At 72.5% G+C, this 11,660-nt stretch carries 9 protein-coding genes and 1 pseudogene; 2 read left to right on the top strand and 8 right to left on the bottom strand.

Translation table 11 applies throughout. The features are described 5' to 3' along the window. On the bottom strand, nucleotides 1–1,048 hold a 1,048-nt coding region (locus E1193_RS24550), incomplete at its 3' end, for an expansin EXLX1 family cellulose-binding protein (protein ID WP_132185545.1). A gap of 156 nt (nucleotides 1,049–1,204) precedes the next feature. Next, on the bottom strand, nucleotides 1,205–2,038 hold the full coding sequence (locus E1193_RS24545; protein WP_132185544.1) for a class I SAM-dependent methyltransferase: 834 nt from the start codon (nucleotides 2,036–2,038) through the stop codon (nucleotides 1,205–1,207). Between the two features lie 277 nt (nucleotides 2,039–2,315). On the opposite strand from E1193_RS24545, the gene E1193_RS24540 reads away from it, so the two are divergent. Then, complete coding sequence (locus E1193_RS24540; RefSeq protein WP_132185543.1) at nucleotides 2,316–3,383, top strand: LCP family protein; 1,068 nt, start codon at nucleotides 2,316–2,318, stop codon at nucleotides 3,381–3,383. A 134-nt stretch (nucleotides 3,384–3,517) separates the two neighbouring features. After that, complete coding sequence (locus E1193_RS24535) at nucleotides 3,518–4,888, top strand: right-handed parallel beta-helix repeat-containing protein (RefSeq protein ID WP_132185542.1); 1,371 nt, start codon at nucleotides 3,518–3,520, stop codon at nucleotides 4,886–4,888. A gap of 16 nt (nucleotides 4,889–4,904) precedes the next feature. Here the strand turns inward: E1193_RS24535 and E1193_RS24530 are convergent, their stop codons facing one another. The 6 genes and pseudogenes from E1193_RS24530 to E1193_RS32080 form a co-directional block, all read right to left on the bottom strand. Beyond that, entirely contained in the window at nucleotides 4,905–6,134 is a 1,230-nt protein-coding gene (locus E1193_RS24530; RefSeq protein ID WP_243707866.1) for a hypothetical protein, read from the bottom strand. Beyond that, nucleotides 6,131–7,600 carry a hypothetical protein gene (locus E1193_RS24525; RefSeq protein WP_132185541.1) on the bottom strand — a complete coding sequence of 490 codons (1,470 nt, stop codon included), beginning with the start codon at nucleotides 7,598–7,600 and terminating at the stop codon, nucleotides 6,131–6,133. Before E1193_RS24525 ends, E1193_RS24530 begins: the two co-directional genes overlap by 4 nt. Beyond that, nucleotides 7,597–8,778 (bottom strand): glycosyltransferase, encoded by a 1,182-nt coding sequence (locus tag E1193_RS24520; protein WP_243707865.1) that lies wholly within the window; start codon nucleotides 8,776–8,778, stop codon nucleotides 7,597–7,599. Before E1193_RS24520 ends, E1193_RS24525 begins: the two co-directional genes overlap by 4 nt. 6 nt (nucleotides 8,779–8,784) lie before the next feature. Next, the gene (locus E1193_RS24515; protein WP_132185540.1) at nucleotides 8,785–9,888 is read right to left on the bottom strand and encodes a glycosyltransferase; all 1,104 of its coding nucleotides are present in this window, start codon (nucleotides 9,886–9,888) and stop codon (nucleotides 8,785–8,787) included. Further along, entirely contained in the window at nucleotides 9,875–11,008 is a 1,134-nt protein-coding gene (locus tag E1193_RS24510; RefSeq protein ID WP_243707864.1) for a glycosyltransferase, read from the bottom strand. The genes E1193_RS24515 and E1193_RS24510 overlap by 14 nt, the downstream gene beginning before the upstream one ends. A 101-nt stretch (nucleotides 11,009–11,109) precedes the next feature. Beyond that, nucleotides 11,110–11,660: pseudogene (locus E1193_RS32080) on the bottom strand (hypothetical protein); the annotation flags it as partial.

Here is an 11,660-nt window from a genome sequence, read left to right as displayed (position 1 = left end):
GGGGTCGGGTGACCACCTCGCCGGCCAGCGCAGGCAAAGTGGCGTCGGCCGACGCGCCGGTGGCCGGGCGGGGCGGGACGGCCGGGGACGGACTCACGCTCGGAGTTGGCGACGAGGCACGGCGGGGGGCGACGGCCCGGTCTCCCGAAGTGCCGGGTGCCGCGCCACTGCCGATCGCGGCACCACCGGCGGCGGGTGCCGCGCCGCCGGTGGTGCCGTACATCCGGACGGCGCTGCGCTGGGTCTGGCCGGGGGCGAGCCGGATGCCGGTGGCGGTGGCGCGGTGTCCGTACACGTCGGTGACCCGGATGGTGTACGGGCCGGGGCCGGCACCGGAGTCGATCAGCCAGTAGTTGTAGTCCTGCCGGACGGCCGGACGGAAACTACCGGAACCGCCCTGGCGGACCTCCACGGAGCGCAACGGGTTCCCGTGGCCGCCGACGAGCACCGCGAACCAGTACTGCGAGGCGCCTTCCTTGATCCGGAAGGTGAGCGGGCCGGGCAGCGGCGGGTCGACCACGGCCCGGTAGCTGATCGGGACGATGCCCTGCACGGGGTCGGCGATACGGGCGAACGCCTCGCGGGACAGGTCGAGGTGCCCGGGTGGGCACTCCGGGCACTGGTCGGTGACGAGGACGCGGACGGTGCCGCGTGGCCCGGTGACGTCGAGGCTGCCACCGCAGGCAGCGGCGGCGCCGTACTCGCTGGGGCCGAGGGCGACGTAGAGCCGGTTGGCGGGCAGGATGGGGTACGAGCAGTTCCCGAGGCCCTGGGCGTCGTAGAAGGTGGCCTTTCCCTTGTGGACGGTACCGCCGACCGGCGGCGCGGCAGCGAGCGGCGGCGCGGCAGCGAGCGGGGCAGCCACCCGGACCGGGGCGGCGCAGGCGGGGGCTGCCCCGGAGCGCAGGGCGAGGCTGAGGCCGAGGACGGTGGCCAGCGCGGTGACACCGCCGGCGGCGAGCCAGCGGCTGCGGGCGGAGCGCGGCGCACGGCGGCGACCCCGCGTGGGATGGGAGGCGGGGTCGCGGGGCGCGCTGCCGTCGGTCACGTCAGTCGATGCTGCCGGACCGGGTGGTGGGCGACAAGCGGGCTAAGGGAAAGCTAAGACAGCCACCCCTGGTCGTGACGCAGGGGTGCTGCGACGGTCACAGTTGGCATCCGCCGCTCCAGCGGGGCGGTGGACGGCGGGGCGTGGACCGGCCACTCACCACGCGACGCCGATTCCGTCGCCCGGGTACCAGTGGTCCCGGGGGGTTTCCTTGTACGCCAGAAAGCGGCGGCCGGTGCGTTCGGCGTGCTCGGCCAGGACGTTGGTGACGGTGACGTTGTCGGTGAGCAGGATCGCCCCGGGGGCGAGTTTCGGTTCGACGGCCTCGAACTCCCGCTTCTCGTGGGCGCGGCTGTGGTCGCTGTCGTGCAGGAACAGGTCGACCGGGCGGTCGAGGGCGGCGATGGAGGCGATCGAGTCCCCGATCACCAGATCGACCACCTCCGACCAGGGGGCGGTGCGGGCGAGGTAGCCGGCCTCGGGGTTGATGTCCAGCGAGGTGAGCCGGCCGGGGTGCCCCTCGGCGGCGTTGCGCAGCAACGCCGCGGCGAGCACACAACTGCCCAGTCCCTTGTCGACGCCGGTCTCCACGACGTGGTTGGGTCGGGTGGCGCGGACGATGGCGTACCAGCCGATCCGGCGGGCGTACCGGACCTTTTTGTCGGCGAGGCCGCGGCGCGCGGAGCCGGCGGTGGCCCGCTCGATGTGGCCGCGCAGCGTGTCGTCGGACTCGATCTCGTCGAGGTAGGCACGGACCTGCTTGACCGGGACGTCGCAGACGACGCTGACGAACCAGGCGAGGTGCTGGCGGCTGAGCTTGGTCAGCTCGTAGGTGTAGTTGTGGTGCTCACGGGAGGTGAACAGCCACCGGGTGGTGGTGCGGATGATCTTGGCGTCGTGCCGGGCGACCCGGGCGAGCCGCTTGGGGAAGGCGGCGACCGGCGCGAGGCGGGTGCGGGCGATGGCTCGGCGAAGCGTCGTAGCGTCCACGGGAGGGTTGTACCAGGCGAATGGGGATCGAACCAGTGACCTCTCCGGTGTGAAGGAATGGTCGCTGGCGGTCAGGCTGGTGGAAGGCGTAACCGGAGCTGGGTGAAGCGTCCATCGCTGCCTTGAGCGTCCGCCGCCGTGCGGGTCGGTCGTCGCCGTACTGACGCAGCTGCGCCGACCGGTTCGCCCGAGCCGACCGACGCTCGGGCCGGTTCGGCGCGCGGCAGGGCGCCTACGGGGGTCACCTGAGCGAGCGGTCACTCAGTAGCATGCGCGCATGCGTGAAGGCCAGCAGCCCGACGAGCCCGACCCGGTGGAGCCGGCGGAGTCGCCGTCCGAAGTGGGTTCACGGCAGCCGCGCCGACCCGGTCGGGGCCGCCGGATCGCGCTGGTCACGCTGCTGGCGCTGGCCTTGTTGGGCGCCGGCGGCGCAGGCGCCGCGGCGTTCTACCTGCGGTCGGTGGAGAAGAAGATCGACCGGGTGGACGCCTTCACCGAGGTGCCACAGGAGAAGCGCCCGCCGGTGGTGGCGAAGGACGCCATGAACATCATGATCCTGGGCAGCGACTCCCGAGACCCGGAGAACAGCGGCAGCTCACGTAGCGACACGATCATCCTGGTTCATCTGCCGGCCGACCGGAAGAGCGCCCAGCTGATCTCCATTCCCCGGGACACCTGGCTGCCCGTCCCTCGGTCCGGAGACGGCCGGCACGGCGGCCGGGAGGCGAAAATCAACGCGGCCTTCGCATGGGGCGGGGTGCCGTTGATGGTGCGGACGGTGGAGTTGTTCACCGGGGTGCGGGTCGACCACGTGGCGGTGGTGGACTTCGCCGGATTCAAGGAGATCGTGGACGCGCTCGGAGGCATCGAGATCGACGTGGAGCAGGGCTTCACGTCGACGCACTCCCTGAGCAAGGACGGCCGGCGTACCTTCGTCCCCGGACGGCAGACACTCGACGGTGATGCGGCGCTCGACTACGCCCGGGAGCGGTACGCGTTCGCCGACGGTGACTTTGCCCGCATCCGGCACCAGCAGCAGGTCATCAAGGCCATCCTGGACAAGGCCGCCTCGGGCGGGGTGCTGACCAACCCGGGGAAGCTGAACGCCTTCCTCGAGGCGACGGCCAACGCGGTGTCGGTGGACCGGTCGATGTCCATCTTCAGTCTGGCCACCGAGTTGCGTCACCTGCGCGGCGGCAACCTGGCCTTCTTTACCTGTCCCACCCGGGGAACGGGCCGGGTCGGCAGCGAGAGCGTGGTCTTCGTCGACAAGCCGAAGGCGAAGACATTCTTCGACGCGGTCCGGCGCGACGCCGTCGCGGACATCGTGCGCACCACCCGGTAGTCGCCTCACGGTGACCCTGCCCCGTACCACCACCAGACCGCCTCGCTACGACGGGCACGGCGCGTGGAATCATCGTCCGGACCGGCTGCGGACCCGGCGGGGCGACGTCGCGCCATGTCACGGGGAGGGAACTCATGGTTCACGAGGACACCGCGGGACCACCCCAGCCCGCGGTCAGCCGGCGGACGTTGTTGACCGGTGGCGCGATCGCCGCCGGAGTTGGCTCGTCCGCGCTTGTCGGCGCCACCGTCGGCGGTGCGCTGACCGACGGCGCCACCAGTGGGACGGTCGTCGACGTACGGGCGTACGGCGCGACGGGGGACGGCGGCACCGACGACACCGCGCGGATCCAGGAGGCGATCGACGCCGCACGGCCGACCGGCGGCACGGTCTTCTTCCCTGCGGGAACGTACCTCACCGGTCGGCTCACCCTGCACTCGCGCATCCACCTGCGCGGTGCCGGCGGCGACGCGACGACGCTACGGCTGCGTCCCGGCGCCAACTCCGCCATCCTGGAGTCCGATGGTTTCAGCCGGCTGACCGGCACCCGGTCGGACGACGGGATCACCCTCTTCAGCATCCGCGACCTCACGCTGGACGGCAACAAGGCGCAGAACCCACGCGGCAGCTTCGGTCTACGCCTGTACGGCTACGGGTACGAACTGTCCGAGTTGATCGTCTTCGGCTGCCGCAATGACGGTGTGGTCAGCGAGTGGGGGCCGACGGCGGCGTTGCCGGAGGGGTCGCACCAGATGGAGGCCCGGCTGTCCGCGGTGCGATCGCACGACAACGACGGCCACGGAATCAACTTCACCGGTCCGCACGACTCGATGTTCCTCAACTGCCTCGCGTTCCAGAACGGCGCGAGCGGATTCCGCCTCGCCGGCGAGTCGACCGGCACGCTGATGGTGAACTGCCACGCCTGGGGCATCCGGCAGGATCTGGCGTTCGACCTGGCTGCCACGGCCATCGGCTGTGTGAACTGCTACGCCGACCTCAACGGCGGGGTCGGGGTGCGTATCTCCCGCAACGACTGCCGCTGGATGTCGGGGCTGGTCCTCGGCTACAACCACGCGCAGGAGATCGGCATTCAGTTCGCCCCCGGCGCACACCCGGACGAGCCGTCCGGGTGTCTGGTCGACAGCCGGGTCGTGAACTGTGGCACGGCGGCGGTCGACTTCGGCGCCGACCGGGGCCTGTCCAGCGTCCGGGCGAGCCTGTGGCAGCCCGGGGCGCTGGACGATGCCGGCGGGCACGTGCTCGGCACCGGCAAGGGCTGGATCGGCACACCCGCCGCGACGACGCAGGTGGAGATCACCCAGGGCCTCGGGCATCCACGGAACAACCTCGTGGTGAGTCCGGCCTTCGACCTGCGCGCCCAGGCCACCCCGTCGGCGCCGGGCGACGGGTCGGTGCGGGTGTTCGCCCGGCAGGTGGGCGGCCGGACGCAACTGTGCGCGTTGTTCCCCAGCGGTGCGGTGCAGGTGCTGGCCGCCGAGGGGTGACCGCTGGGGTCGCCGGCTACAGCCGGACAGCCTCGCCGCCGCCGGGTACGACCGCGACGGTGTCGTCGGCGCGGCCACCCGACCGCATCCGGGCCAGGAACCAGACCACGACCAGCACCTCGCCGACGACCAGCAGCAGGACCAGGTCGCCGGGGCGGCTGGCCTGGACGACCACGACGGCCAGGACGGCGAACGCGACGACCCGGGACCCGACGGCGGAGACCAGGTAGCGACGCGGCACGGCCCGGATCATGTGCCTAATGGACAGCCAGGTGGAAACCATCAGCAGGGCCTTGTAGGCGCAGTAGAGGGCCACCACGGTCACGCCGACGGCGGCCAGGTCCGCGGCCAACAGCCCGCGGACCCGGGCACCCCCGAGCACCATCGCCGCCGACACCGCGAGCAGGGCCGCCACGGTCAGCCCGCGGACTGCGGTCCACCGAGGGCTGCGTCGGCCCGCCACGACGTCCTCCCGGGTGCTCGCCGAGAGCAGCACGTGGAAGGGCCCGAAGGCGAGGTCCATCGCGCGCAGCACCACGACCGTGGCCTGCCCGGCGACCGCGCCGGCGACCGAAGGCAGCGCGATCGAGTACGACAAATCGATCACCGTGGCGAAGCAGTACACCGATCCGACGGAGAGACCGGGGCGGAGACCGGGGCTCACCTGATCCCGCCGGGCCGGCGGCAGGCGGAGCACGGCCCAGGCCAGCACCCCGACCTGGGTCGGTACAGCGGCGACGTCGACCCGCAGACCCACGGCGACGAAGGCGACGGCGCCGATGACGGTGCCGACCGCTGTGAGCTGCGGGAGGAGGTTCGCCCGCCGCAACGAACCGCTCCTTGTGGTGGCCCAGAACAACGCCTCGATCGGCAGTTGCAGCAACACCGGCGTGATCATCAGGAGGCGGTCCGCGACGCCGGTCTGCGGCAGGGCGACGGTGGCGGAGAGGTAGCCGACCACGCCGACGGGCAGCACGCAGGCCGTCGCCACCGAACGTGCCCAGCGTCCCAGGTCCCAGTTGCCAGGCACCAGGCCGGCGGCCAGCGGCCGACCGACGAGGGCCTCCATGAGGGCGAACGGGAGCGCGAACAGGGCCCCCTGCAACGCGACGAGCGGCAGGTGGGCGGTGTCCCGCCAGGACGCGAGCAGGAAGACGGAGACGCTCGCGAGACGGGTGAGCGCCTGCACCGACAGCTGGGTGCGTTGCAGGGCCGACATCCGGGCCGCCAGGCGGCGCACGCTCATCGTCCCGGCTGCTCGTCCGGGGTGGGACCGACCGGGGCCGGGGCCGCAGGGGCAGGGATCGACGGTGGTGGTGGCAGCACCGGCGCCGCGATCCGCGGCGCCGGCGGCAGCACCCGAGCCGGTCGCGCAGGAGCGGGTCGCCGAGCGTACGCGACGAACAGACCCAGGCACATCATCGCGCCCGGATACTCCCATGCCTCGATCATCAGTGACGCGCAGGCGAGCCCGACCAGGATCGCGGTGAGTGGCACGGCCTTCTGGTCCTCGGCCCCGAGGCGCCAGAGCCGCCACAACGCCCAGCCGAGTGCGGCGACGACCGCGACCGTCAGCACCGGCCCGAACTGCAACGCCAGGCTCACGAAGTAGTTGTCCACGAAGATCTGCTGCCCGGAGGCGATCCGGGAACTCGTCGCGGCGCCGACGCTGCCGACCCCCCGCCCCCAGGGGGGTAGGTCGTCACTGAGCAGCGCGGACCAGACCTCGAAGCGGTCGAACAGGCTACGCGCCCCGGTGGCCCCCACCGCGACGAAGGCGCCCACCAGGCAGGCGACCACGGCCAGGCCGAACAGCCGGGCCCGCCGCCGGGCGGCGACACCACCCGAACGGTTGACGACGACGGCCGCGACCACCCCGGCGGCCACCAGCAGGGCCCCGGACCGGCTGGTGCTGAGGGCGAGACAGAGCAGCGCAGCCACCCCGCCCGCGTGCCAGGACCACCGGGTCGGTCGTGCCCCCGGAGTCAGCCAGAGCGCCAGGTAGCCCAGCAGGTACGCGCCGGCCAGGATGCCCAACTCGCCGTTGAACTCGGTCAGCCCGGGCACCCGGAAGGTCTCGCCGATGTACCGGACCGCGCGCCCCTCCTCAAAGCCCCACTGCACGAGGCGCGCCGGACCGACCGCCAGCTCGGCGAGCGACGCCACGGCGTTCGCGACGAGCAGCCACGACATGACGGTGACGAGGGCGGCGAGCCGATCCCCCGGCAGGGCGGCGAGCACCACCAGCAGCAACAGCGGCACCACCATGAGCCGGACACCGACTAGGGTCTGCGCCACCCCGTGATGGGCGATCCCGATGAGGCTCCACACACCGAGGACGACGACCGCCACCGCTGCGGCGGCGACGTGCCACCGGTGCCAGTGGCCCCGTGCCACGGTCAGCACGAAGAGCACGCCGACGACCAGGCTGGCCGAGATGCTCAGCGCGTACTCGCGGCCGCCGAAGGCATCACCCACCAGCCTCTCCAGGCCGACGAACCACAACCCCAGCGGGACGGTGAGCACGAGCGCCACGTAGCTCAGCCCCGGCACCGGACGGACCGAGACCGCGCCCAGCAGGGCCAGGAAGACCGGCAGGACCGGGGACAGCCCGGCGAGCGGTGCGATCAGGACGGCCAGCAGCAGGACGACGCCGATCGCCAGCCAGGTGCGACGGCCGGCGCGGAGCCGGCGTGCGGTCTCGGAGGTCATGCGGAGGTCACCTCGTGCGGAAGCGGGTACGTCGCGGAGGCGCCGCTCCGGATGGTCTCGTAGCTTGCCAGAACGGCGTCGACATGCCGGCCCCAGTCGAGCTGGCGACCGTCGCGGGCGGCGGACGAAGCCAGGGCGGCGTACTCGGGCTCCGGCAAGCGCGCCGCACTGGCCAGCAGTGCGGCCAGCGCGGTTCGGTCGTCGAAGGTCAGCACCGATCCGTCGGAGGCCATCGGCGGCCGGGCGACCGCGCTGGCAATCACCGGCCGGCCCGCCGTCAGCGCCTCCACGCAGGAGATGGGGAAGTTCTCCGCCCACTGGCTGGGCAGGAGGAGCCAGCCGGCGTGCTGCATGGCGTCCTCCTTGCCCGGCCCGTCCAGGTAGCCGAGGTAGCGCACCGACGGCGTCGTACGGGCGGCCTCCTCCACCCTGCCGCGCAGGGGACCCTCTCCGGCGACGAGCAGGGTGGCCCCAGTGGTCGCCGCGATGTCCGACCACGCGTCCAACAGCAGGTCGATGCCCTTGTGCCGGCTGAGCGCGCCGAGGAACAGGAAGACCCGCCGGTCACCGGGCCGCCACTGAACGCGCCGCCCCCGGCTGGGGACGGCGAGCGGGACGACCCGTCCGGCCAGCCGGGACGCGCCGGGCACGTGCCGGTGCACGATGTCCCGGGTGCGCTGCGCCGGCCAGAGCAGGTACAGGTGTCGCAGGCGGCGCACCAGCCAGGCCGACCGCACACCCAGCGCCAGCTCCGCCAGAGGTGAGCCGCCCCGGTTCGCCAACGCGTTGTTCGGGTCGCAGATCGCGTAGTCGTGCACGGTGTGACAGGTCGGGTAGGCGCGGGCGAGACGGGCGACGGGTAGCACCCCGATCCCCTGCCAATTGTGCACGTGCACCACGTCCGGGCCGAAGGAACGCAGGTCGGCGGCGCGCAGCCCGGTCGGGTCGACCAGGTCGCCCAGGTGGGTGAGGACCTTGCCCACGCGGGGCCGGCCCTGGCCCAGGCGGGCCGCGAGACGCGGAGCGATCGGCTGGTCGTCGGGCTCGGCGTTGGCGGACGGACGACTGAAGACACGGACCTGGTGGCCGCGGTCGATCAGGGACCGGGAGAGGTCACGCAGGTAGAGTTCGGCGCCGCCGGCGACGGCGAACGACGAGTGGACCATCGCGATCCGCACGGCGGTTTACCTCCCGGTCGGTGCGGGACACCGCTCGACCGGCACCGCGTCGAGCAGGGTGACGAGGTGCGCGGTGGCCGCCCGCCAGGACCGGCCGCCGTGGCCCTCGGGCGGCCGGGGAGACGTCACGGCCAGCCGTACGGCGGCCGCCAACGCCTGCGGCGTCCACGAGGTCATCCGTACCGCGCGACCATCGGTCGCCTCGTGCAACGCGGGATCGGGTGAGACGACGGTCGGAGTGCCCAGACGCACGGCTTCCGCCGCCGGCAGGCCGTACCCCTCGAAGTGGCTCGGCATGAGAAAGGCGGCTGCGGAGCCCAGCGCGGCGGCGTACCCGGCGTCGGTGAGGCGGTCCAGGAAGAGCACCCGGTCGGCCGCGCCGGAGCCGGCCGCGTGGTGCGCGAACCGGTCGACCCGCTGGCCGCCGGTGAGGACAGCCAGCGTGTGACCGGGCAGCTCCGGCAGGGCGTCCACCGCGATTTCGACGCCCTTGTGGGCGGCGTGGCCGGCGATGAGGAGGTACGCGCGGCCCTGCTCGCGGAGTCGGGCGAGCGGCCCGGGCAGCGGTCCGGGAACGACGGCCAGGTCGCTGCCGGGGTGCCAGACCTCGGTCCGTTCGTCGGCGACCCCGTACAGGCCGAGCAGGTCGTGCCGGGTACGAGCGCTGACACACAGCAGCCGCCGGGACCGGCGGACGGCGGTGGCGTAGCTGATCCGCCGGTACTGGCGTACTGCGGGGGACAGCCCGTGCGGCCACAACCGGAACGCCAGGTCGTGCAGGACCGTGGTGACCGGCAGGCGGCTGCCCACGATCGCGGCGGACGGACTCAGTGAGAGCACCCGGGTGCCGGGCTGGGCCGCGCCGGTGGCCCTGCGCAGCATGGCGGTGGCCGAGGTGATGGTGTGAGCCCGGGCGCCGTTCTGTCGGCTGAGGACCGCCACGTCGGCGGCCTCGGTGGGCATCTCCCAGGTCGGCGGCGCCGCGACGATACGCAGGGGCCGCCCGGCTGGCCAGTGCCGGACCAGTTCGGTCAGTACCCGGGTGATCCCGCCGGGCCCGACCCCACTGCAGTCGACGACGGTCGCCCGGCCGCTGTCAGTCGGACTCATGCGTGATCCACTCGGACATGCGGTCTCTGAACCGCTGGGGGGAGAATTGCGTGGCCTTGCGCCGCATCCGGTGGGGGTCTAGGCGCATGACCATCCGGACGGCGTCGGCGTACGCCCGGGGATCGGTCGACTGCACCAGGGCGCCGGTCTCGCCGTCGACGACGGTCTCCAGGAGACCGCCGCTACGCAGGCCGATCACCGGGGTGCCGCAGGCCTGGGCCTCCACCGGGACGATGCCGAAGTCCTCGTGCGCGGGGAACAGCAGCGCATAGGCGCCCCAGTAGAGTTCGCGCAGCCGCTCCCGCGTCGGCCGTTCCTCGAACGTGACCGGCGTGGTGCCCCGGCCGGCCAGCCGGCGCAGTCGGGGCTCTTCGGGCCCTGCCCCGGCGATAACCAGCGGCATCCCCACCGCCTCGGCGATCTCGATCATCAGGTCGAAGTTCTTGTACGGCACCCATCGTCCGGCGCCCAGCAGGTAGTCCCGGGGTTGGTCGCGCTGCGCGGGCGGGGCCGAGGCGAAGAACTCCACGTCCACCGGCGGGTGGATGACGACGGCGTCCCGCTTCCAGAACCGTCGGATACGCTCCCGCACCTCCCACGAGTTCGCCGCGTACGCGTGGACGTGCCGGCTCAGCCGTACGTCCACCGCCTGCAGCGTCCGTCGAGGAACGGCGAGCAGCGGGTTACCGCCGCGGGCGTCGAGGCCGGGGCTCCACACGTAGCGGGCGGGCGAGTGGACGTAACTGAGGTGGCGGGTCTGCTCGGGTGGACCGAACCTGGCGGTGTGAGCGAAGGCGTGGCTGGAGGAGACCACCACGTCGAACCGAGGGCCGTTCCAGGCGCGCCAGGCCAGTGGCATCAGCGGCAGGGCGAGCGCCTTGCTCCGGCGCAGCGGCGTCCTCCCCAGCCACGACTCACGCAGCATCAGCTCCTCGGCCGGGACGTCCTGGTCCGCCCAGAGAACGAACCGTTGCGCGCTCGGGAGCAGGTCCGCCATCGCGAGGAAGACGCTCTCGGCGCCACCTGCGACCGTGAACCACTCGTGCACCAAGGCGACCGATCGGTCAGCCAGCAGGGGTGGGCGGGGGGCCGTGGAACCGCCAGGGTCCAGCTTCTCCACCGACGTCATGATCCCCCGCGATCATCGCTCCGGAATGGATGGTGCGCGTTCATTAGTTCGTCCGGCCGGCGACGTTGTCAACGGACCGAAAGGACCGGACCTCAGCTGTACCTGTGCCAGACGTCGCGCAGTGCGTCCCAGTTGCCGGCGACGCCCGCCTCGCAGAGGGTCTCGAAGTACACGGCGCCGACGCTGTCGTCACGGTCCCACCAGATTCCGCACATGGGGCGCCCATCGCCACTCTTGAAGGCGTACTCGACGTAGCTGCCGTCGGCGCCGGTCACCCCGCCCTTGGTGCGCGTCGACTCGCGCAGTCCCGGGGCCAGGGCGCTGCCACTGATCGCGAGCTGCTGACGGTACGCCCGTGCGGCGTCCTCCTTGGCGCCGGACTCGTACAGGGCGAAGTGCACCGACAGTCCGCCGTAGCGGCAGAAGACGTGCTGCTTCTCGTCCTCCGGAAGCTTGGGTCCACCGACCTCGGTGTCGGCTGCGCATCCGCCCATCCGGGCCAGCCAGGGCGCGGCGAGCACGGCGAGACTGCCGTCGAACTTGGCTTTGTTGACGGAGAACTGGCTGGCCTCGTAGGGCGCCAGCGAGGGGCTGGGTGCCGGCTTGGCCTCGCCGCCCGCGGTCGACCGACCCCACCCGAAAC

It is taken from the genome of Micromonospora sp. KC606, assembly GCF_004348675.1.
GTDB lineage: Bacteria > Actinomycetota > Actinomycetes > Mycobacteriales > Micromonosporaceae > Micromonospora.
This window is presented reverse-complemented; position numbering and strand designations above follow the sequence as displayed.